Annotated in this window: 22 protein-coding genes; 11 read left to right on the forward strand and 11 right to left on the reverse strand. The window is 67.8% G+C overall.

Annotated features, from left to right (window positions below; all coding sequences use genetic code 11):
• Positions 1 to 4 precede the first annotated feature (4 nt).
• Entirely contained in the window at positions 5 to 607 is a 603-nt protein-coding gene (gene wrbA, locus QFZ41_RS14925; RefSeq protein ID WP_429199467.1) for an NAD(P)H:quinone oxidoreductase, read from the reverse strand.
• 80 nt (positions 608 to 687) lie between these two features.
• Between wrbA and QFZ41_RS14930 the strand changes: the two genes are divergently transcribed.
• The 3 genes from QFZ41_RS14930 to QFZ41_RS14940 are packed head-to-tail and all read left to right on the forward strand — an operon-like array spanning position 688 to position 2,694.
• Positions 688 to 1,959 (forward strand): YihY family inner membrane protein, encoded by a 1,272-nt coding sequence (locus QFZ41_RS14930; RefSeq protein WP_429199468.1) that lies wholly within the window; start codon positions 688 to 690, stop codon positions 1,957 to 1,959.
• Positions 1,956 to 2,423, forward strand: a complete 468-nt coding sequence (locus QFZ41_RS14935) for a TlpA family protein disulfide reductase (protein ID WP_429199469.1) — start codon at positions 1,956 to 1,958, stop codon at positions 2,421 to 2,423. Before QFZ41_RS14930 ends, QFZ41_RS14935 begins: the two co-directional genes overlap by 4 nt.
• Position 2,424: 1 nt before the next feature.
• Positions 2,425 to 2,694: an acylphosphatase gene (locus QFZ41_RS14940; protein WP_429199470.1), complete on the forward strand. Its 270-nt coding sequence runs from the start codon at positions 2,425 to 2,427 to the stop codon at positions 2,692 to 2,694.
• Between the two features lie 146 nt (positions 2,695 to 2,840).
• On the opposite strand, the gene QFZ41_RS14945 is transcribed toward QFZ41_RS14940, so the two are convergent.
• On the reverse strand, positions 2,841 to 3,296 hold the full coding sequence (locus tag QFZ41_RS14945; RefSeq protein ID WP_429199471.1) for a copper chaperone PCu(A)C: 456 nt from the start codon (positions 3,294 to 3,296) through the stop codon (positions 2,841 to 2,843).
• Positions 3,293 to 3,910 (reverse strand): SCO family protein, encoded by a 618-nt coding sequence (locus QFZ41_RS14950; RefSeq protein WP_429199472.1) that lies wholly within the window; start codon positions 3,908 to 3,910, stop codon positions 3,293 to 3,295. The genes QFZ41_RS14945 and QFZ41_RS14950 overlap by 4 nt, the downstream gene beginning before the upstream one ends.
• 81 nt (positions 3,911 to 3,991) lie before the next feature.
• On the opposite strand from QFZ41_RS14950, the gene QFZ41_RS14955 reads away from it, so the two are divergent.
• A complete protein-coding gene (locus QFZ41_RS14955) occupies positions 3,992 to 4,414 on the forward strand; it encodes a DUF423 domain-containing protein (RefSeq protein ID WP_429199473.1) in 423 nt (140 codons plus the stop codon).
• Here QFZ41_RS14955 and QFZ41_RS14960 read toward each other — a convergent pair.
• The 3 genes from QFZ41_RS14960 to QFZ41_RS14970 all read right to left on the reverse strand — a co-directional run bounded on the left by QFZ41_RS14960 (position 4,371) and on the right by QFZ41_RS14970 (position 7,489).
• On the reverse strand, positions 4,371 to 4,556 hold the full coding sequence (locus tag QFZ41_RS14960) for an Arc family DNA binding domain-containing protein (protein ID WP_429199474.1): 186 nt from the start codon (positions 4,554 to 4,556) through the stop codon (positions 4,371 to 4,373). The genes QFZ41_RS14955 and QFZ41_RS14960 overlap by 44 nt on opposite strands.
• A 503-nt stretch (positions 4,557 to 5,059) precedes the next feature.
• Positions 5,060 to 5,926: an SPFH domain-containing protein gene (locus QFZ41_RS14965; protein WP_429199475.1), complete on the reverse strand. Its 867-nt coding sequence runs from the start codon at positions 5,924 to 5,926 to the stop codon at positions 5,060 to 5,062.
• A gap of 69 nt (positions 5,927 to 5,995) precedes the next feature.
• Positions 5,996 to 7,489 (reverse strand): transglutaminase-like domain-containing protein, encoded by a 1,494-nt coding sequence (locus QFZ41_RS14970; protein ID WP_429199476.1) that lies wholly within the window; start codon positions 7,487 to 7,489, stop codon positions 5,996 to 5,998.
• Positions 7,490 to 7,612: 123 nt separating this feature from the next.
• Between QFZ41_RS14970 and purT the strand changes: the two genes are divergently transcribed.
• The 5 genes from purT (at position 7,613) to QFZ41_RS14995 (ending at position 14,363) form a co-directional block, all read left to right on the forward strand.
• Positions 7,613 to 8,794, forward strand: coding sequence for a formate-dependent phosphoribosylglycinamide formyltransferase (gene purT / locus QFZ41_RS14975; protein WP_429199477.1), 1,182 nt, complete (start codon positions 7,613 to 7,615; stop codon positions 8,792 to 8,794).
• A gap of 70 nt (positions 8,795 to 8,864) precedes the next feature.
• Entirely contained in the window at positions 8,865 to 10,577 is a 1,713-nt protein-coding gene (locus QFZ41_RS14980) for a hypothetical protein (protein ID WP_429199478.1), read from the forward strand.
• Positions 10,578 to 10,585: 8 nt separating this feature from the next.
• A complete protein-coding gene (locus QFZ41_RS14985) occupies positions 10,586 to 11,419 on the forward strand; it encodes an SDR family oxidoreductase (RefSeq protein WP_429199479.1) in 834 nt (277 codons plus the stop codon).
• Positions 11,420 to 11,516: 97 nt separating this feature from the next.
• The gene (gene mrcB, locus QFZ41_RS14990) at positions 11,517 to 13,847 is read left to right on the forward strand and encodes a penicillin-binding protein 1B (protein WP_429199480.1); all 2,331 of its coding nucleotides are present in this window, start codon (positions 11,517 to 11,519) and stop codon (positions 13,845 to 13,847) included.
• A gap of 3 nt (positions 13,848 to 13,850) precedes the next feature.
• A complete protein-coding gene (locus QFZ41_RS14995) occupies positions 13,851 to 14,363 on the forward strand; it encodes a tetratricopeptide repeat protein (protein ID WP_429199481.1) in 513 nt (170 codons plus the stop codon).
• Positions 14,364 to 14,493: 130 nt separating this feature from the next.
• On the opposite strand, the gene hemE is transcribed toward QFZ41_RS14995, so the two are convergent.
• From hemE to QFZ41_RS15015, 4 genes are read right to left on the reverse strand one after another with little or no spacing between them, the layout of a single operon-like run.
• Positions 14,494 to 15,567 carry a uroporphyrinogen decarboxylase gene (gene hemE / locus QFZ41_RS15000; RefSeq protein WP_429199482.1) on the reverse strand — a complete coding sequence of 358 codons (1,074 nt, stop codon included), beginning with the start codon at positions 15,565 to 15,567 and terminating at the stop codon, positions 14,494 to 14,496.
• Entirely contained in the window at positions 15,557 to 15,820 is a 264-nt protein-coding gene (locus QFZ41_RS15005; RefSeq protein ID WP_426285300.1) for a WGR domain-containing protein, read from the reverse strand. Before QFZ41_RS15005 ends, hemE begins: the two co-directional genes overlap by 11 nt.
• Positions 15,821 to 15,878: 58 nt before the next feature.
• Entirely contained in the window at positions 15,879 to 16,946 is a 1,068-nt protein-coding gene (aroB, locus tag QFZ41_RS15010) for a 3-dehydroquinate synthase (RefSeq protein ID WP_429199483.1), read from the reverse strand.
• Complete coding sequence (locus QFZ41_RS15015; protein ID WP_429199484.1) at positions 16,946 to 17,476, reverse strand: shikimate kinase; 531 nt, start codon at positions 17,474 to 17,476, stop codon at positions 16,946 to 16,948. Before QFZ41_RS15015 ends, aroB begins: the two co-directional genes overlap by 1 nt.
• Before the next feature lie 7 nt (positions 17,477 to 17,483).
• On the opposite strand from QFZ41_RS15015, the gene QFZ41_RS15020 reads away from it, so the two are divergent.
• Positions 17,484 to 18,326 (forward strand): SDR family oxidoreductase, encoded by an 843-nt coding sequence (locus QFZ41_RS15020; RefSeq protein ID WP_429199485.1) that lies wholly within the window; start codon positions 17,484 to 17,486, stop codon positions 18,324 to 18,326.
• A 39-nt stretch (positions 18,327 to 18,365) separates the two neighbouring features.
• On the opposite strand, the gene QFZ41_RS15025 is transcribed toward QFZ41_RS15020, so the two are convergent.
• Entirely contained in the window at positions 18,366 to 19,178 is an 813-nt protein-coding gene (locus QFZ41_RS15025) for a kinase (protein ID WP_429199486.1), read from the reverse strand.
• A gap of 23 nt (positions 19,179 to 19,201) precedes the next feature.
• Here QFZ41_RS15025 and pdxH point away from each other — a divergent pair, with 23 nt between their 5' ends.
• On the forward strand, positions 19,202 to 19,789 hold the full coding sequence (pdxH, locus tag QFZ41_RS15030; RefSeq protein ID WP_429199487.1) for a pyridoxamine 5'-phosphate oxidase: 588 nt from the start codon (positions 19,202 to 19,204) through the stop codon (positions 19,787 to 19,789).
• Positions 19,790 to 19,796: the final 7 nt, after the last annotated feature.

Here is a 19,796-nt window from a genome sequence, read left to right on the forward strand (position 1 = left end):
CCGCTCACGCGGGCGTGCCCAGACGCCGCGCGACATCGGCCAGCCGCTTGCCCAGGGCGCGCGCCAGTTCCCGTTCGTGCTCGCTGATGCCGTTGTCGCCGCGGCTGCCGGCAAGGTGGCTGGCGCCATAGGGCGTGCCGCCGGTGGTGGTGCTGCTCAGCGCCGGCTCTGTATAGGGAATGCCCACGATCAGCATGCCGTGATGGAGCAGGGGCAGGGCCATCGACAGCAGCGTGGCTTCCTGCCCGCCGTGCATCGAACTGGTGGACGTGAACAACGCCGCCGGCTTGCCGGAGAGGGCCCCCGAGGCCCATTCGGCGCCCGTGGTATCGATGAAGTACTTCAGCGGGGCGGCCATGTTGCCGAAGCGCGTGGGGCTGCCCATGGCCAGGCCGACGCATTCGACCAGGTCAGCGCGTGACACATAGGGCGCACCTTCCTCCGGTTCCGGCGGCATCGCCGTCTCGGTGACCGGCGCCACGGGCGGTACCTGGCGAAGGCGCGCCCGCATGCCCGGCACTTCCTCGACGCCACGGGCGACGAAACGGGCGAGTTGGGCCGTGTGGCCGCTACGGCTGTAGTAGAGTACGAGGACGTCGTGGGACATGGATGGCCGCCTTTGCGAAGGCGCTAGTCTCGCAGAACTGCCACGCGTTCCCAATCGTTCGGGACTGGATGAGGATGGACATGCCGCTGCGCATCGATCGCGACCGCGCCTTGAGTTTCTCGCGCTTCACCTGGCTGCGCTTCGTCGACGACAAGTGCTTCGAGACGGCCGGTGCGCTCTCCTACACCACTTTGGTGTCGCTCGTGCCACTCACGGTGGCAATCTTCGCGATCCTCTCCGCGTTCCCCGTTTTCGCGGAATGGCGCGGGTCGCTGGCGAATTACGCCTTCCAGAACTTCGTCCCCGCCACTGGAATGAAGGTCCAGGAGTACATGCTGGCCTTCGCCGACAAGGCGAGCCAGCTCACCGGCATCTCGATCCTGGTGATGCTGTTCAGCGCCGTCTCGATGATGATCAGCATCGAAGACCGGCTGAACCGGATATGGCGCGTCCGCAAGCCGCGCGGATGGGCGTCGCGCCTGCTGCTGTACTGGGCGGCACTCACGCTCGGGCCGATCCTGGTCGTGGGCGGCCTGGCGTTGTCCTCGTACATCACCGCGCTTCCGTTGCTGCATGCGGCGGCCGACCAGATCGCCACGCAGAGCCGTCTGCTCAACCTGCTTCCCTTCCTGATCACCTTCGTGACGCTGGTGCTCATGTACACGATGGTGCCGAACCGCCGTGTCTCGTGGCGGCATGCGGCCATCGGCGCGCTGTTGGGCGCGATCCTGTTCGAGTTCGCGCGTTGGGGCTTCACCGAGTTCATCCGCAATTCGCCCAACTACGAGGAAATCTACGGTGCATTGGCGGCGATCCCGATCTTCCTCCTGTGGATCTACCTGTCGTGGATCATCGTGATCCTCGGCGCATCCATCGCGGCGTCCATTTCCGCTTTCGAATACACCGTGCCGCACGAGGCCTTGCCGGAGGGGGCGGAATTCATCGGACTGCTCGTCGTGCTGCAGCATTTTGTCGATGCGCAACGATCGGGCGAGAGCGTGGATCCCGCCACGATCCGCCTGCGCGAGCCGTATCTTCCGACGAGCGCGATCGCATGTTATTTCGACGACCTGCAACGGGCCGACATGATCCAGCGAGGGGAAGCCGGCGGCTGGTTGCTCAGCCGCAGCCTCGACGCCACCGAATTGCTGCGTGTGTACCGTTGCACGCAGTACCGCCTTCCCTTGCGCCCGCGTGAACAGGTGGAACGCCTGGGCATCCAGTTGCCGCCGGAGCTGCTCGGCCTGTTGGATAATCTGGCACAGGCACTCGACGCCACCCTCGGCGCGCGCCTCGACCAGTTGTTCCCGCCCACGCCCATCCCCGCCCCCACCGAGGACACCCCCGCATGATCCCCCGCCTGCTCGCCATCGCGGCCCTCGCCTTCGTCACGCCGGCGATCGCCGCCACGGCAGCCAAACCCGAACTCAAGGTCACCACGCTCGACGGCAAGCCGTTCGATCTCGCCGCGCAGCGCGGAAAGTGGGTGGTGGTTAATTACTGGGCCACCTGGTGCGTGCCATGCATCAAGGAAATGCCGGACATTTCCAACTTCGTGAAGAGCCGCAAGGATGTCGCCGCGATCGGTCTCGCGTTCGAGGACACCCAGGCCAGCGACATCGTCGCCTTCCTGCACAAGCATCCCGTCGTGTATCCCATCGCGCAGGTCGACGTCACCGCGCCACCGAAGGATTTCGACTCGCCCAAGGGCCTTCCCACCACCTACCTGATCGCGCCGGACGGCCACGTCGCGCAGCGTTTCGTGGGGCCGGTCACGGCGGAAAAACTCAACGAGGCCATCGCCAAGGGGTCGTGACATGAAAGCCGCGCGATTCGTCGTCGGAGGAAAGGTGCAGGGCGTGTTCTTTCGCGCATCGACGCGCGAACAGGCGATGGCGCTGAAGCTCACCGGCCACGCGCGCAATCTGGTCGACGGCAGCGTCGAAGTCGTCGTGTACGGCGACGAGGCGGCGATCGATCGTCTCGAAACCTGGCTGCGCGATGGACCCGACGCCGCCGAGGTCGACCAGCTCTATCGCGAGGAGATCGGCGCGCATGATGCGCCGTCGGAATTCCTGGTCAGGTAGTGACGTTGAGGCGAGCACCCATCGCCGACAGGGTCGGCTCCCACCAAAAAGCAGGGGCCACCGAAGCTGGGCCGCAAGAAGGTCAGTTCCTGTGAGAGTTACGCAAGCCCAGTGGGAGCCGACCCTGTCGGCGATGGGTGCTCGCCTCAGTCCGTTGGGCCGCTGGCGTTCGCCGGTCGCGCGACCAAGGTCGCGGGAATCGTTCCGCCGTCCGACAGCTTGAAGGTCACCGTCACCTTCTCGCCGGGCTGCACCGGGTGTTTCGCCCGCATCAGCATCACGTGGTAGCCGCCGGGGGCGAAGGTCAGCTTGCCGGCCGGAGGTAGCGCGACGCTGTCCATCATCTCCATCCGTCCCATGCCGCCTTCGGTACTGCTGCGATGGATCATCGCCTCGGCGTAGTCGGGGCTTTCCGCGCCGACGATCGTCAGCGCGCGGTCCGTGGTGTTCTCGAAAGTGACATAGCCGCCGGCGGGCAGGCTGCCCGGCAGGACGCGCAACCAACCACCGCTCACCCGGACGCCGGCGGTATCCGCGGCGAACGACGTGCCGGCGCTACCGGCAAGCAGGAACAGGACGGCCGCGAGCGAGCGGTACTTCATGGACGGGTCTCCAGCGACGTGAGCAGGTGCAGATCGTGGACGATGTCGTCCTGCGAGGCGGACGGCGTGGCAAGCAGCCGCGCCTTGCCTTCGGCGTCGAACAGGTAGATGGCGGAGCTGTGGCTGACCTCGTAGTTTCCGTCGGCGCGATCGGGTTCCCGCGTAAACGCGGAGCGGTAGCGCTTCGCCAGGGCTTCCACGTCCCGATCGGAACCGACCAGGCCCACGGCGCGTTTGTCGAAGGCGTTCACGTAGTCGTGCATGACCGCCGGCGTGTCGCGCCTGGGATCGACGCTCACGAAAAGTATGCGGACCTTGTCCGCCGGCGCGCCCAGACGGTCGAGTACCACGTGCAACTGCGTGAGGGTGAGCGGACAGACGTCGGGGCAGTGCGTGTAGCCGAAGTACATGAGCACGACCTTGCCCTTGTAGTCGGCGCCGGTGACGCTCTTGCCGTTGTCGTCGGTCAGCTTGAAGTCGAGGTCCGGCAGATGGCCCGACACGTCGGTGAGCCGCCATTCGGGTTGAGGCTCCCGCTGGCATGCGCTCAGCGCCACCATGGAGAGCAGGGCGATCAGGGCCAGTACGAACCGGCGGCAGCTGGACGGCTTCATGCGACACTCCGCGAGATATCCCGCGCAGGATACGCCACCCGTGCCGGCGAACAGGCATGTCCACCGAGGAATTCCCCGCTCATGCGACAACCTGTCAATACCGCCGCCGCACTGCTCGCCGGCCTCGCCGGCGCGTCCGCCGTGGCTCTGGGCGCGTTCGGTGCGCATGCGCTGCGCGGAGTCATCGACGCGTCGGCACTCGCCACCTGGCACACCGGTGTCGAATATCATTTCTGGCATGCGCTGGCCTTGCTCGTGGCGGCGGCGTGCCTGCCGGAAGGACGGGCGCGTGCCGCCGCGGTGGCCTTGTTCGCCATCGGCATCGTGCTGTTCTCCGGAAGCCTTTACGCCCTGGCGCTCGGCGCGCCGCGCGTGATCGGCGCGATCACGCCCGCGGGTGGCGTCGCCTTCATCGCCGGCTGGGTCGCCATGAGCGTTTCACTTCGCCAACGCGGCCGCGTCAATCCTCGGGATCGTCCACCGGCTGGACCTTCGTCGGTTTGAGGCGTCCCGCGCGCCGCAACGCATCGCGCAGCACGTACTCGATCTGCGCATTGAGCGAACGCAACTCGTCCTCGGACCACGCCTGCATGGCCTCGAGGACAGGTGCGCTCACACGCAACGGGTAGGCCTTCTTCTCACTCATCGTACGTTTCCGGGGCGGGGCCGATACCAGACTCGGCTTCGCCATCGTGGGGCTCTTTGCGTCGAGGCAGGGGGAGCCGTCGGGTGCCGTTCTCGTTCGCTAAGTCCTCGTCCGGCCTTCGCCTCCCTGCGGAATCGCTCAGAGAACGGCACCCGACGGCTCCCCTCCAGACGGCGCAGTAGGCTGGGGGGCGAGCGGAACGAGGTCGCAGACGCTCTCCGTTCAATCGATGCCACGAAACGCCTGGTGCTCGCCTGCATGAAGTCGTAGCTCCCTGCGAGGTGTTGCATTCAACCGGTTGCCGTGGAAGACGTGCGCAAGCAACACACTGCTTTTGCTCTTCCGCCAAGCCATCGTCGCAGGTCGGAGGGAGTCGTCGGGTGTCGCCCTGGGAGCGATTCCGCAGGGAGGCGAAGGCCGAACGAGGACTTAGCGACCAGGGTGGCACCCGGCGGCTCCCCTTCCTCGACGCCAATCGCTTTTTTACGGCAGTCACCATGCGCTCAGTTGTACAGCGAGCCGGCGTTGACCACCGGCTGCGTCGAGCGGTCGCCGCAGAGGACGACGAGCAGGTTGGAGACCATCGCCGCCTTGCGCTCCTCGTCCAGTTCCACGACGCCCTGCGCCCGAAGCTGATCGAGTGCCATGGCCACCATGCCGACGGCGCCTTCCACGATGCGTTCGCGCGCGGCGACGATGGCGCTGGCCTGCTGGCGCTGGAGCATCGCCTGGGCGATTTCCTGCGCGTAGGCGAGGTGGCTGATGCGGGATTCGATCACCTGCACGCCCGCCTTCGTGAGACGCGCCTCCACTTCCTGGCGCAGGTGGTTGTTGATCTCCTCGCCATGGCTGCGCAAGGAAGGCTTCGAATCGTCGTGGGCATCGTAGGCGTAGCTCTGCGCCATCTGCCGCAGCGCGGATTCGCTCTGGATCTGCACGAAGTTCTCGTAGTCGTCGACGCAGAACACCGCTTCCGCCGTGTCCACCACTTGCCAGACGACGATGGCGGCGATCTCGATCGGATTGCCGTCGTTGTCATTGACCTTCAGCCGGCTGCTTTCGAAGTTGCGCACGCGAAGGCTCACGGGGCGGCGTGAATAGAAGGGGTTGGTCCAGCGCAAGCCCTCGCGCCGTTCGGTGCCGGAGTACTTGCCGAAGAGTTGCATCACCTGGCCCTGGTTCGGCTGGACCTGGAAAAATCCCTTGGCGAGGAAGGCGAAGATCGGAATCAGGGCGACGGCGCCGGCGGCGGCCGGGTTGCCCCCGTGTGTCGTCTGGGATAACACGCCCGCGCCTGTCAGCAGGACGATGAGGATCAGTACGAGGGCGGCCGGGATTCCGGGCAGGGAAGGAGCGGGACGTTCGTTCATGACGGAATGACCCCTGGAATGGTGGGATCATATGATATCAATGTGATATCAAAGTCAAGATGAGCTATGTTATGGCGCGCCCCGGGCTCCGCCGGCCGCGCCACCCGCGTTGCTCGGTGCGGGCATGTCGATGAGGGTGGCGCCGGGCACGGCGCGATCGATCCTGATCTTGCCCAGCGCGTTCATCGCCGCGAAGAAACGCCAGGGTTCGCCATTGCCGGTTCCCAGGGCGATGTGGCTCGAATCGAAGCGCCGCTGCGCCGAATCGAAACTGATCCAGCGGTTGTCGATCCATGCCTGCGTCCACGCGTGGGGCACGAAGACGCGATTGGCACCGCCCATGCGATCGGCGTAGACGACGCCGGTCACCACGCGCGCGGGGATACCCAGGGAGCGCGCCATGGCGGTGAGGAGGACGGCGTGCTCGGTGCAATCGCCGCGCCGCGTCGAGATCGTCTCGAGCGCCGATGCATAACCCACGTCCAGTCCCTTGACGTTGATGTAATCGGAAAGGAATGAGCGCAACCGGCGCATGCGTTGAAGATCGGTGGACGCGTCGCCCACCGCGTTGCGGGCCAGGGCCCGTACTTCGTCCGAGTCGGATTGCACCCAGGCGTTGGCGGCCGTGTCTTCGGCCAGCGGACCGGGTTCGTCGCCATGCCGGGAACCGAAGCCGACATCGACGATATACACGCCGTCGCCGAGCGCGTTCACCCGTTGCTCGTCGGTGTTGATGAAAGGATTCGGAATCGAACCGCGCACGCTGATCGTGTACCGGATGGGCGCCACGCGCAGCGCCGCGACGATCGGGCGGGGTGCCGTGATCATTGCCGCGCGCAAGAGATCGATGTCCTGGTCGGGGGCCTGCGCGCAGGCCATGTCGCAGGCCGCCATTTCCAGGCGGAATCCCAGGAGCGGCGCGAGGCTGCGGCGGATGAACCCATCGTCGTCGACCCAGATGTCGACACTGTGGTCGCTCGCGCCACCCGCGATCGACTGTCGCAGGTGGTGGAGGGTCTGCCTGGATTCGTCCGGCATGATCACCACCTCGTCGCCGATCACTTCCACGTCCACGTTCGCGACCTGCTGCCTGATCGAATCGAAGTTGCGCAGGCGATAGGACGTTCCCGGCTTGAAGCCATGGGCCGCCATGGTGAGGCGCTGGCCTTCGGCGAGCGTCGCCCCGGTGGGCCAGATGAGCAGGTTCACCTTCGACTGGCCGCCCACGGTGTTCGCCACCTGGAAGGTGCCGTCGTCACGCGCCTCCCCGGTCGCCAGGTTCTCCTGGGTGGACATCCGGGTGCTCGCATAGAAGGCGAGGGGGGAACCGCTCGCCGACTCCGTCGAGCGCAGTTCGGTGCGCAAGGCCAGCGGCGTGCGCGCCCGGGTCAGCCGGAATTCCAGCACCTGCGAGGTGACCACGCGATCGGCCTGTATCTGGCGGTCGATACGCAGGCTCCCCACTTTCCGGCCGTCGAGCAGGACGGTCATCCAGCGCTCCTCCGCCAGGAGGGGCGAAGGGGCCAGGCACAGTACGGCGAGGACGGCAAGATAGCGTCTCATGAGCGTACTTCCGGATTGTTGGGGACGCCTCCATCACATCACGTTCGCGGCGCGAGTCAATCCCCCCTTTGGCCGGTGGCCCGGGCGGCTAGAATGGCGGTTTCGTTTCCCTGGATCCCCTGCATGAAGACCTTCGGCACCCCGCACTCCCACACCGCGCTCAAGGTGCTTCTGCTGGGATCGGGCGAACTGGGCAAGGAAGTGGCTATCGAACTGCAGCGTTTCGCCGTCGAGGTGGTGGCCGTGGACCGGTATCCGAACGCGCCGGCGATGCAGGTTGCGCACCGCAGCCATGTGATCGACATGCTCGACGGCGCGGCGTTGCGCGCGGTCATCGAGCAGGAAAAGCCGGACCTGGTCGTACCCGAGATAGAGGCCATCCATACGCCCACCCTGGTCGAGATGGAGAAGGAAGGCCTCACGGTGGTGCCGACGGCGAAGGCGGCATGGCTCACCATGGACCGGGAAGGTATCCGCCGCCTGGCCGCGGAAGAACTCGGCCTGCCCACGTCTCCTTACCGCTTCTGCGATACGCGCGAAGCGTTCCTTGCCGCTATCTCGGCACTGGGTACGCCGTGCGTGGTGAAGCCGGTGATGAGTTCATCCGGAAAGGGGCAGAGCGTCGTGCGTTCGCCGGGCGATGCGGATGCGGCGTGGGAGTACGCGCAGTCGGGGGGACGCGCCGGGCGTGGTCGCGTGATTGTCGAAGGCTTCGTGGATTTCGATTACGAGATCACGCTGTTGACGGTGCGTCATCGCGACGGCGTGTCGTTCTGCGCACCCATCGGCCATCGTCAGGAAGACGGTGACTATCGCGAATCATGGCAGCCCCAGCCGATGAGCGATGCCGCACGTGCCGACGCCGAACGCCAGGCCGACGCGGTCACGGCGGCCCTTGGCGGCTGGGGCGTCTTCGGCGTGGAATTCTTCGTGCGCGGTGACGAGGTGATCTTCTCCGAGGTGAGCCCGCGTCCGCACGATACGGGGCTGGTCACGCTGATTTCGCAGGATCTCTCGGAATTCGCGCTGCACGCGCGCGCCATTCTCGGCCTGCCGGTGCCCGAGATCCACGCCTTCGCTCCGGCGGCATCGTGCGCGGTGCTGGTCGAGGGAGAGGGCGGTGCGCCGAGATACCACGGCGTCGGCGACGCGCTGGCCGAGACGGGCACGATGCTTCGCATCTTCGGCAAGCCGGAAGTCCATGGCCGCCGGCGCATGGCGGTGACGCTGGCACGCGCGGCCACCGTGGAAGAGGCCCTGGAGAAAGCCAAGCGGGCGGCCAGCCGCCTCCGCGTGGAACTCTGACCATTCCGCCTACAACGGCCGTTCACGCCTGAATGTTAAGCTGCGACGCTCCTATGGAAGATGCCTTGCCATGAGCGGACGCAGAGACAATAACGACCGCGAATCGCGCGGTCGCACCGAACCCACGCTGGGCCGGCTGGACGACCTCGACGCACCGGCGCCGCCGGTCGACGATGGCCTGCCGCATATCGTCGTCGACGCACCACGCCGGCGCGGCGGCACGCCGCCGCCATCCAGCCAGCGCCGCCCGCCGCGCAAGCGCGGCTGGCTGATTCCGGTCCTCGTGCTCGTCCTTATCGGTGCCGCCACCGCGTTGTGGCTGCAACAGGACAGGCTGCGCGACATGGTGCCGGCCACCGAACTCAACGACACGCTCGCCCAGGCCAACCATGCGCTGGACGAAGGGCACCTCGACGGAACCAACGGCGACAGCGCGCGCGAACTCTTCGAGAAGGCACGTGACCAGCAACCCGACAGCGACGCCGCCCGCGATGGCCTGCGCCGCGTGGGGCAGGCGGAAGTCGCACGCGCGGACGCCGCGCTGAACGCGGGCAAGCTCGACGAAGCCGAAGCCGCTCTCAATGTGGCCCGCGAGTTGCTCGGCGGTGGCAACGACGTGGAACGCATCGCACAGCGGCTGTCCGAGGCACGCAATCCCCAGGGGCGTACCGAATCGCTGGTCGACCAGGCGCAGCAGTCGTTCGCCGCGGGCAAGCTCGACGGCGACGACGGCGCGGGAGCGCTGTACCGGCGCGTGCTCGACACGGACAAGACCAACGCGGTCGCGGCACGCGGACTCGACAAGGTGGGCGATGCCCTCGCCGCGCAGGCGCGTCAGGCCATCGCGGCGGGCGACAAGGCGAAGGCCAATACGCTGGTCGATCGCATCGCCTTGCTCGTGCCGGGTTACGGTGACCTGCCGTCGTTGCGCGCGGCGCTCGCGGAAACGAAGAAGCAAGACGATCAGGCGGTCAACGCGCTCATCCAGCAGGGCAACGATGCGATGCGCGCTGGCCGCTTCATCGGCGACGGCGACGACAACGCCCTGGCGAGATTCCGCGCCGCGCTCGCCGCCGATCCGGATAACGCCGACGCGAAGGCGGGGATGGGCAGGGTGGCGCAAGCGCTGATCGTGCAAGCCAACGCCGCGCTCGACAGCGAGGACGACGTCCAGGCGACGCGCCTGCTCGACCAGGCGGCGAAGCTCGCGCCCAAGTCGGCGGAACTGGCCGCCGCGCGAGCCCGGATCGGTGGCGGCGAGGCCAGGGCGGCGACGCCGGCGATCGCCGGACAGCCCGCGGGTGACGACGCCATGGCGGAAGCCTCGATGGAGGTCACGCCGGAGCAGAAGGCCAAAGTGGCCGATCTCGTTCGCCGTGCCCAGGCCGCCGCCTCGCGCGGCGACATCATGGACCCGCCAGGCGACAGCGCTTACGACCTCTACCGCAACGCGCTGGCGATCGACGGCAATGACGCCTCCGCGCGCGCGGGCCTGCAGGGCCTGCCCACCCAGGTGGAAAAGCAGATGCAGCAGGCCGTGGCCAGCGGCAATGTCCAGCGTGCCGAGAACCTGTACGCCACCTTGTCCGATCTCGCGCCCGGCGGTACCTCGCAAGCCGACCTGCGCCACCGGCTCGGCAGCGCGTGGATCGACAACGCGCTGCAACGGGCAAGCCAGGGCGATCGCCAGGGCGCGTTCCAGGCACTGGATCACGCGCGCCGCTATGCGCCGGACGACCCCCGCCTGCAGAGCGCATACGAGCGCATCGCGACGGGCCGTTGAGCGGCGGCATGACGGTTCTCGTCATCGGCGGTTCGGGTCAGATCGGCCAGTTCCTGCTTCCCCGCCTCGCCGACGCGAGCGCGGACATCCTCGCGGTCAGCCGCAGACCGCCGCCGGCCGACCCGCGATGGCTCGCGGGAGCGCTGCCCGATGCGATGCCCGAGCTGCCCGCGGTCGATGCCGTGATCAGTCTGGGGCCGCTCGACCACCTGGCGCCGTGGCTCTCGGCCACCCGATTGGCGGGCACGCCGCACGTCATCGCCACCTCGTCGATGAGCGCCGAGACCAAGCGCGATTCCGACGTGCCGGAAGAGAGGGAACTGTCCCGCCGCCTGCGCGATGCCGAGACCACCCTCATCGCCACCTGCGCGTCCCGCGGCATGCCCTGGACGCTGTTCCGTCCCACGCTGATCTACGGTGCCGGCGTCGACAAGAGCCTGACGCCCATCGTGCAGGCGGCGTTGCGGCGCCGGGTGTTTCCGATTCCCGCCGGCCGTGGCCAGCGGCAACCGGTGCATGCCGAGGACATCGCGGCAGCGATCATGGCGGCTCTCGGCTCGCCCTTCGCCCGCGGGCACACCTTTCCCATCGGTGGCGGCGAGCGCATGAGCGCCGCCGAGATGTTCCGCCGCGTCCGCCGGAGTGCGGGCGGCCCGACGCTTCCGGCCCCCATTCCACGCCTCGCCCTGGATCTGGCGGCGCTGGTGTCGCCGGCCATGCGAGGCCCGATCCGCCGGCTGGATAGCGACCTGATCGCCGACAATCGGGAGCTGGAACGGGTGCTGGGCGTCCATCCGCGCCCGTTCCAGCCCGGTCCGGAGACCTGGCGGCCGACGCGCTGAGGCGTCCCGCCACGGTTCCGCCAGCGTTCGTTCAGATGAGCGCCGGGGGAGTGCCCCTATCATCCGGGTACGTCTTCTTCCCCAGGATTTCCCCGCGTTGGCTTTCTTGACCCGTCTCGGCTCCCTCCTGCGCACCGCCTGGCCATGGTTGCGCATTCCCTTCTGGCTGGTGATGGGCCTGGTGTTCGGCTTCCTCCTGCCCTACACGCTGATCCTCAACGCGCGCCTGCAGGAGCGGTTCAACGACCTCGTGTTCGCGGTGCCCACGCGCGTCTACGCGCGTCCGCTGCCGCTGGCGCAGGGCCTGCCGATGACGCCCGCCGCGCTCGAACTGGAACTCACGTTCGCCGGCTACACCACCGAGGGTGGCGGCAAGGTGCAGGGCAGCTATTCGAAGAACGGTTCGCGCTTCGTGATCGCGTCGCACGGGTATGCCGGGCCCGATGGCGGGGAGTTGCCCCATCGCATCCGCGTGGCGCTGTCCGACGGACAAGTGGCCTCGGTGGTCGACGACACCAACAACAAGCCGGTCAAGTCGATCCACCTGGATCCCGCGCGCATCGCCACCTTGTACGGCGCGCAACAGGAAGAGCGCCGCATCGTCCGGCTCGAGAACGTGCCGCCGTTGCTGGTGCAGGGCTTGCAGGCGGTGGAAGACCGCGACTTCAAGAGCCACATCGGCCTCGACTTCTCGGCGATCGCGCGCGCGTCGTTCGCCAACCTCCGTGCCGGACACACCGTGCAGGGTGGCTCCACGCTCACGCAGCAGCTCGTGCGCAACCTGTTCCTCGACCGCAGCCAGAACATGCTGCGCAAGGTGAACGAGGCGATCCTCTCGTTGCTGATGGAAGCGCACTACTCGAAGGGCCGCATCCTGGAGGCTTACGTCAACGAAGTCTTCCTCGGCCAGCAGGGCAACCAGGCCGTGCACGGTTTCGCCGCCGGCGGCGAGTTCTTCTTCGGCCGCCGGCTGGAAGACCTGCGGCCGCAGGAGATCGCGCTGCTCATCGGCCTGGTGAAAGGCCCGAGCTATTACGATCCGCGCCGTTATCCGGACCGCGCGCTGGCGCGTCGCAACCTCGTGCTCCAGCAGTTCCACGACACCGGGCTGCTGGACGATGCGCAGACCAAGGCCGCGCAGGCGACGCCGCTGGGCATCGCGGCGAACGCGCAGCTGCCGCATAACCGGTTTCCCGCATTCATGCAGCTGGTCCGCTCGCAGATCACGGCCGACTTCGACGAAGCCGCGTTGCGCGACGGCAGTCTCTCGATCTTCACCACGCTCGATCCGTCCGCGCAGCTGTACACCGAGCAGGCGATCCTCGGCACGATGAAGGCGCTGGGCAAGCGTGGTGCCGCCGCGCAGGCCGCGGCGGTCGTCACCGACACCACCAACGGCAGCGTGCTCGCCGTCGTCGGCTCGCGCGATCCCGGCGACCAGGGATTCAACCGCGCGCTCGACGCACGCCGTCCCATCGGTTCGCTGGTGAAACCGCTGGTCTACCTCGTCGCGCTCGCGCAGCCATCGAAGTGGTCGCTGGCCTCGATCGTCGACGACTCGCCGATCAATCTTCGCCAGCCCGACGGCAAGCCGTGGACGCCGCAGAACGATGACCGCGAAATCCATGGCCAGGTGCCCATGCTGGACGCGCTGGTCCATTCGTGGAACCTGGCGACGGTGAACCTGGGCATGCGGGTGGGCGTGCCGCGCATCAAAGGCTTCCTGGAGTCGTTCGGACTGGAGGATGTGAATCCGAGTCCTTCCTTGCTGCTGGGTGCGGTGGACCTCTCCCCGTTGCAGGTGGCCCAGTTGTACGAATACATCGCGGCGGATGGCCACGCCCTGCCGCTGGTGGCGGTGCGCGGCGTCATGGACAACAAGGGCCGGGCGATCAAGCGTTACGAGGTGAAGGGTGGCGACGGCGAATACCAGACCGCCGCGCGTCTCACCACCTGGGCGATGCAGCAGGTGGTGAACGGCGGCACCGCCGCGGCCATCGGCAATTCGGGTTTGTCGTGGCTGCATGCGGCCGGCAAGACCGGTACCAGCGACAGCCAGCGTGACAGCTGGTTCGCGGGCTTCACCGGGGACCGTCTCGCCATCGTCTGGATGGGCCGCGACGATAACAAGCCCACCGGCCTGTACGGTGCCACGGGCAGCATGCGGGTATGGCAGGAGCTCTTCCGTAAGTTGCCAACCCGCCCGTTGTCGGCCGCGCCCGGCGAAGGCCTGGAGATGGCCTACGTGAACACGCAGACGGGCAAGCGCACCGACCCCTCGTGCGAAGGCGCCCGCCAGTTCCCCTTCGTGGCCGGTTACGTGCCCGAAGCGGAGGAGGGCTGTTTCTGGCAGCGATTCAAGGGTATGTTCGGCGGCGGCGATGAGCAGCAGCCCACGCCGGCCGTTCCCAGTAATCCTACGGATTGACCCATGTATCGCCTTCGTTTCTGTGCCATCGCCACCGTCGCCCTCGTTGCCGCCTGCAGCCAGCCCGCCCCGCCGCAGGCCACCCGTCCCAGCAAACCCACCTACGACATCGTCGCCCAGGTCCGCGCGGCGGGTGAGCGCGAGAAGTCGGCGATCGAGGTCGCGCCGCTGCGCGATCCGGGCGTGCAGGGCCTGGAGCAGGCCGCCCAGGCCGACGAGCGCGCGGGCAAGTACGCCGACGCCGACGCCAAGCTGGTGCAGGCGCTGAAGATGGCGCCGGAAGCGCCTGAGCTGATCCAGGACCGCGCCGAGATCGCGATTCGCCTGCAGGACTATCCGCTGGCGGAGAAGCTGGCGAAGCAGTCGTTCGAGATGGGTCCGAAGTCGGGCAGCCTGTGCGCCCGCAATTGGCAGACGGTGGTGGAGATGCGCTTGCAGGCGGGCGATCAGAACGGTGCGAACGTGGCGCGCGGCGAACTGGCGAAGTGCCATATCGCGGGGCCGAACCGGTTCTAGTACGCGAATCGCCGACAGGGTCGGCTCCCACCAGGCTGGCGAGTGGCCGATGACCCGGTGGGAGCCGACCTTGTCGGCGATGGCTCCGCTCCGGTCCGCCTGAACTCGCCTCGGTCGGCCTGAACTCGCCTCAACCCGCCCGGATCACGCGCCCGTGCTCGTGCACCGTATCCACGAGCACCTTCACGTTCTCCGGGTCCACTTCCGGCGTGATGCCATGGCCGAGGTTGAACACATGGCCCGGGTGGTTTCCGAACGCGTCGAGCACCGCGCGCGCCTCACGCCCGACCACCTCGGGCGAAGCGCGAAGCACCGCCGGATCGAGGTTGCCCTGTAGCGCCACGCGGCCGCCGACGCGCCGGCGGGCCTCGCCGATGTCAAGGGTCCAGTCGACGCCGAGCCCGGTGCATCCCGTATCCGCGAGCGCCTCGAGTTGCCCGCCCGCGCCCTTGGAAAACAGGATCACCGGCAGGTCGCGGCTGGCCGGGTCGGCCTTCAATGCGTCCACCACCTGCGCCATGTAGCGCAGCGAGAACTCGCGGAACGGCGCCGGACCGAGCAGCCCGCCCCAGGTGTCGAAAATCATCAGTGCCTGCGCCCCGGCATGCGCCTGCGCGATGAGATAGGCGGCCACCGAACGCGCCACCGTGTCGAGCAGGCGGTGGGCGAGAGCGGGATCGTTCCACGCCAGTGCCTTCACCCGAGCGAAATCGCGCGAGCCCTCGCCTTCCACCATGTAGCAGGCGAGTGTCCACGGGCTGCCGGAGAAGCCGATCAGGGGCACGCGCCCGGCGAGTTCCTCGCGGATCAGGCGCACCGCGTCCATCACGTAACGCAGCTCGCCGTCCATGTCGGGCACGGCGAGCTTGTCGATCGCCGCGGCGTCGCGCACCGGATGGGCGAAGCGCGGGCCTTCCCCTTGCTCGAACGAGAGGCCCAGGCCCATCGCGTCGGGGATGGTGAGAATGTCCGAGAACAGGATCGCGGCGTCCAGCTCGAACCGGTCGAGCGGTTGCAGCGTGACTTCGCAGGCGTATTCCGGATTCGTCGCCAGGCCCATGAAGCTGCCGGCGCGGGCGCGCGTCGCGCGGTATTCCGGAAGGTAGCGGCCGGCCTGTCGCATCACCCAGATGGGCGTGGTGTCGGTGGGCTCGCGGCGCAGCGCGCGGAGGAAGCGGTCGTTGCGGAGAACGTCAGCGGCCATGCGCCGACTCCTGCCCTTGACTGAACATCAACTTGAAGCCTTTCTTGATCTGGGCGTCGCGGGCCTTGGTGAACGCCGCCAACGCGGCATCGCGGTCGACGTAGACCTCGCGCTTGAGCATCGCCTTGCCACCTTGCACGCCGGTTTCGCGGTACAGGGTCCAGCCGCCGAGCAGGTCCTGTTCGAGCGTTATCTGGACGTAGCGAGGGGCTTCCGTCCCCGCTTCGGGCATGGTTTGCAGGTAGATCCGCATCGAGCGATCCGGGCTGGCGCAGGGCCGGTCATTGTAGGCGGTTTGCCTGCGCGCTGCTTCAGGGGAGTACGGCGAGCACGTCGGCGTCGGGGACACCGGAGACGATCTCGGCCTTGCCGATGCCGCGCCAGAGGATCAGACGCAGCGTGCCGGCGGTGTTCTTCTTGTCCAGGCGCATGAGGTCGAGCAGGCGGCTGGCGGCGTGGGCCCGCGACGGCTCGGTCGGCAGGCCGAGCCGCTGGAGCAGCGCCACGAGGCGCCGCGTGTCGCCCTCGCTGGACATGCCCAGGCGCTCCGACAAACGAGCGGCCAGCACCATGCCGATGGCCACGCCTTCGCCGTGCAGGATCTCACTGTAATTGCCGGCGGTTTCGAGCGCGTGCCCGAAGGTGTGACCCAGGTTCAACAAGGCGCGTTCACCCTGTTCGGTTTCGTCGCGCGCCACGACACCCGCCTTGTAGCGGCACTTGCGCGCGATGGCCTCGATCAGTGGCGCGGTGTCGCGCGCGGCGAGTTCGTCCGCATGGGCTTCCAGCCAGGCGAAGAACGCGGGATCGCCGATGGCCGCGCCCTTGACGATCTCGGCCAGCCCGGCGCGGTATTCCCGCTGCGGCAGCGTGCGCAACACGTCGACGTCGGCGACCACGGCGCGCGGCTGGTGGAAGGCACCGGCCAGGTTTTTCCCCGCCGGCAGGTTCACGCCCGTCTTGCCGCCGACGGACGAGTCGACCATCGACAGCAAGGTGGTCGGCATCTGGATGAAATCGATGCCGCGCATCCAGCACGAGGCCGCGAAGCCGGCGAGATCGCCGACCACGCCACCGCCCAGCGCGATCACGCAGGCGTCGCGCGTGGCGCCGAGTTCGCCCAGCGCCTCCAGCACGCGGCCCACGTTCGCGAAGGTCTTGTGGGTTTCGCCATCGTCGAGCAGGTAAGACGACCAGCGCAGTCCGTCGAGACCTTTCGCCAGGGTGTCCAGATACAGCGGCGCCACGGTGGTGTTGCTCACCACCAGCACGTGCCTGCCACGAATCGCCGCGCGCCAGCGGGCGCTATCGGCGATCAGGCCAGGACCGATCCAGACGTGGTAGCTGCGTCCGGCGAGGTCGACGTCGACGGTTTCCATCAGGTGCGTTTCCAGTGGCGTTCGAGGAGGGCTATCACGCGCGGCACCGCATCGTCCACGCTTTCGTGGCGGCCGTGGAAGATCAGGTCGGCGGTCTCTTCGTAGAGGCCATTGCGGTGTTCAGCGAGGGCCTGCAGGCGGCCGAGGCGGTCGGGGCCGGCGATCATCGGCCGGGCGGTGTCGTGTTCGAGGCGGGCGAGCTGTTCCTCCACGCCCACCCCGAGCATGAGTACCGTGCCACGCGACATCAGCGCCTGCCGGTTCGTGGGGTCGAGGATGGCGCCGGCCCCGGTGGCGAGCACGACGCCCTCACGCAGACTAAACTCGTCCAGGTGCGCACATTCGCGCGCACGGAACCCCGCCTCGCCTTCGCGTTCGAAGATGCCGGCGATCGTCGTGCCACAGCGCGATTCGATCTCCACGTCCAGGTCGACGAAGGGCAGGCCGTAGTGCGCCGCGAGGCGCTGTCCGATCGATGTCTTGCCGGCGCCCGTGGGGCCGACCAGGAACAGGTTGGGCGAAGGATTCATCACGCTCATGCTAGCAACAAGCCCCGCACAGAGATACGAAACCGTCCTGGTGGCCGGTGCCGGCGATGTCGGCACGCGCCTCGCGCGGCGGCTTGCGACGGAAGGACGCCGCGTCTTCGCCCTTCGTCGCGGCGAGGCCGCCGGCGGTGACGGCATCGCGTGGTTGCGCGGCGACCTCACTCGTCCGGAGACGCTCTCGGGTTTGCCGGGCGTGGATGCCCTCGTCTTTGCGCCGACACCGGATGCCCGCGAGGAAGCCGCCTATCGCGCGGTGTTCCTGGACGGGCTGCGGCACGTGATCGAGGCTTTGCCAGACGCGCCGCGCCGGACGGTGTTCGTCTCCTCGTCGGCGGTGTACGGCGACCATGGCGGCGGCTGGATCGACGAGGACACGCCACCGTCGCCGCCGGGTTTCAATGGCCGTGTATTGCTCGAGGCCGAGGCCTGGCTGGCGGCCCAAGCGGTGGGCGGGGTGTCGCTGCGGTTGGCCGGGTTGTATGGGCCTGGCCGTACACAACTGTTCGACCGGCTCCGCGACGGAAAGGCGGCCGTCCCGCGGGGGAGGCATGTCTATGCCAACCGCATCCACGTCGACGATGCCGCCGCGGCGATCGCGTGCCTGCTCGATGCCGCCGCGCCCGAGCCGGTGTACATCGGCGTGGACGATACGCCGTTGCCGATCGACGAGCTTTACGACCATCTTGCGCGCCTGATCGGTGCACCGATGCCGCCAGACGGTCCGGCGCCGGCAGGGGTGGGTAACAAGCGGCTGTCGAACGCGCGTCTTCGCGCGACGGGTTTCCGCTGCGCGTGGCCGGATGCGCGGGACGGCTACGCCGCGCTGATTTGAATCGCCGACAGGGTCGGCTCCCACCAGAGCATCGCCGCTTCAGCGGCGATGGACGCGCCGGCGCTCATCGAGCGGCAACACCATATCGGCCTTCCCCGGCAGCGACAGCAACGCCCATCGGCTGATCCGTTCGTAGTGCTGCAGGAATCGCGACAGCTCCGCCTCATCCATCGCCCGCGGCTCACCACGTTCCCGCAAGGGCCGCTCGGCCTCGTCACGCCATGTCGCCACCACCTCCCACGCCGGCGCCTGCAACACAACCAGCGCGTCAATGCGTTCCCACAACGTGAGGTAGCCCGACAGCCGCGCGTTCACCCAGCGGCGCCACCGGCCGTCGGCATCCTCTTCGCGCTCCAGCGTGTTCACCGGCTCGGCAAGCTCATCCGCGCCGACGGGTTCCACGCCGAGGCACCAGCCTTCCAGGACGACCAGCCTCGGCGGCTCGCCGATCGCGGGCCACAGGGACTGCTCGTAACGGTCGTCGTGGCCCTTGTCGAACCGCGGTATCGGTACGGGCCGCTCCGGCGAAGCCTTTTCCAGCGCGCTGAGCGTGGAGCCGAGCAGGGCGAGATCGTGCGTACCCGGCACGCCGCGGGTGCGCAGCAAGGGATGGACCTCGCCGGCCAGCTTTTCGCGTTCGGCGCGGGTCAGGTAGGCATCGTCGAGCGACATGGCCACCGCCCCCCAGCCGCGCCCGCGCGCCGCGTCGATCAGCGCCGCGGCGAGGGTGCTTTTCCCGCTGCCTTGCAAGCCGGAAACGCCCAGCACGAAGGGCCGGGGCGCATGCTCGATCGCCGCGGCGAAACGTCCGAGGACGGTGGCGGCCAGCGTGCTAGCATCGGTGGATTCCATGGCCGACAGCATAGTCCATCGTCATGCTCACCCCAGAGATACTCGACACCTTTCGCGGCCTGCTCGACGAGGCCAAAACCAGCGGCGACCGTGAACCCACGGCGATGAACCTCGCCACGGCGGGTCGCAGCGGCCGTGTGCATTCGCGCATCGTCCTGCTCAAGGCGATCGACGAAAAAGGCCTGCGTTTCTTCACCAACTACGAAAGCGCGAAGGCCGGCGAGATCGCCGAGAACGCGCAGGTGGCCTTGTGCTTCCACTGGAAGCAGATTCGCGAAGGTATCCAGGTCCGTTTCGAAGGGCGCGCCAGCAAGGTCGGCGAGGCGGAGTCGGACGCCTATTTCGCCAGCCGCCCGCGAGGTAGCCAGATCGGCGCCTGGGCGTCGAAGCAGAGCCAGGAACTGCCGGACCGCCAGACCTTCGAAGATCGCGTGGCGCATTACGAAAAAGAGTTCGCCGGCCGCGAAGTGACCCGCCCCCCGCATTGGGGCGGCTATCTCGTGGAACCCGACCGCATCGAGTTCTGGTACGGCGCCACATTCCGGCTTCACGAACGGATCGTGCACGCGGCCGGCGGTACAAGCTGGTCCAGCCATCTGCTTTATCCGTGACCGGAGC

The sequence above is a fragment of the Luteibacter sp. W1I16 genome (genome assembly GCF_050434905.1).
GTDB lineage: Bacteria > Pseudomonadota > Gammaproteobacteria > Xanthomonadales > Rhodanobacteraceae > Luteibacter.

What these genes read in the sequence shown, in the direction of transcription:
- QFZ41_RS14940 (WP_429199470.1), top strand. Translation starts at nt 2,425, where the DNA reads ATGAAAGCCGCGCGATTCGTCGTCGGAGGAAAGGTGCAGGGCGTGTTC.
- QFZ41_RS15005 (WP_426285300.1), bottom strand. Translation starts at nt 15,820, where the DNA reads ATGCGGATCTACCTGCAAACCATGCCCGAAGCGGGGACGGAAGCCCCT.
- QFZ41_RS14970 (WP_429199476.1), bottom strand. Translation starts at nt 7,489, where the DNA reads ATGAGACGCTATCTTGCCGTCCTCGCCGTACTGTGCCTGGCCCCTTCG.
- QFZ41_RS14950 (WP_429199472.1), bottom strand. Translation starts at nt 3,910, where the DNA reads ATGAAGCCGTCCAGCTGCCGCCGGTTCGTACTGGCCCTGATCGCCCTG.
- QFZ41_RS15015 (WP_429199484.1), bottom strand. Translation starts at nt 17,476, where the DNA reads ATGAATCCTTCGCCCAACCTGTTCCTGGTCGGCCCCACGGGCGCCGGC.
- purT (WP_429199477.1), top strand. Translation starts at nt 7,613, where the DNA reads ATGAAGACCTTCGGCACCCCGCACTCCCACACCGCGCTCAAGGTGCTT.
- QFZ41_RS14995 (WP_429199481.1), top strand. Translation starts at nt 13,851, where the DNA reads ATGTATCGCCTTCGTTTCTGTGCCATCGCCACCGTCGCCCTCGTTGCC.
- pdxH (WP_429199487.1), top strand. Translation starts at nt 19,202, where the DNA reads ATGCTCACCCCAGAGATACTCGACACCTTTCGCGGCCTGCTCGACGAG.
- QFZ41_RS14935 (WP_429199469.1), top strand. Translation starts at nt 1,956, where the DNA reads ATGATCCCCCGCCTGCTCGCCATCGCGGCCCTCGCCTTCGTCACGCCG.
- QFZ41_RS14965 (WP_429199475.1), bottom strand. Translation starts at nt 5,926, where the DNA reads ATGAACGAACGTCCCGCTCCTTCCCTGCCCGGAATCCCGGCCGCCCTC.
- QFZ41_RS14930 (WP_429199468.1), top strand. Translation starts at nt 688, where the DNA reads ATGCCGCTGCGCATCGATCGCGACCGCGCCTTGAGTTTCTCGCGCTTC.
- QFZ41_RS14960 (WP_429199474.1), bottom strand. Translation starts at nt 4,556, where the DNA reads ATGAGTGAGAAGAAGGCCTACCCGTTGCGTGTGAGCGCACCTGTCCTC.
- QFZ41_RS15020 (WP_429199485.1), top strand. Translation starts at nt 17,484, where the DNA reads ATGCTAGCAACAAGCCCCGCACAGAGATACGAAACCGTCCTGGTGGCC.
- QFZ41_RS14980 (WP_429199478.1), top strand. Translation starts at nt 8,865, where the DNA reads ATGAGCGGACGCAGAGACAATAACGACCGCGAATCGCGCGGTCGCACC.
- QFZ41_RS14955 (WP_429199473.1), top strand. Translation starts at nt 3,992, where the DNA reads ATGCGACAACCTGTCAATACCGCCGCCGCACTGCTCGCCGGCCTCGCC.
- aroB (WP_429199483.1), bottom strand. Translation starts at nt 16,946, where the DNA reads ATGGAAACCGTCGACGTCGACCTCGCCGGACGCAGCTACCACGTCTGG.
- hemE (WP_429199482.1), bottom strand. Translation starts at nt 15,567, where the DNA reads ATGGCCGCTGACGTTCTCCGCAACGACCGCTTCCTCCGCGCGCTGCGC.
- wrbA (WP_429199467.1), bottom strand. Translation starts at nt 607, where the DNA reads ATGTCCCACGACGTCCTCGTACTCTACTACAGCCGTAGCGGCCACACG.
- QFZ41_RS14945 (WP_429199471.1), bottom strand. Translation starts at nt 3,296, where the DNA reads ATGAAGTACCGCTCGCTCGCGGCCGTCCTGTTCCTGCTTGCCGGTAGC.
- QFZ41_RS15025 (WP_429199486.1), bottom strand. Translation starts at nt 19,178, where the DNA reads ATGGAATCCACCGATGCTAGCACGCTGGCCGCCACCGTCCTCGGACGT.
- QFZ41_RS14985 (WP_429199479.1), top strand. Translation starts at nt 10,586, where the DNA reads ATGACGGTTCTCGTCATCGGCGGTTCGGGTCAGATCGGCCAGTTCCTG.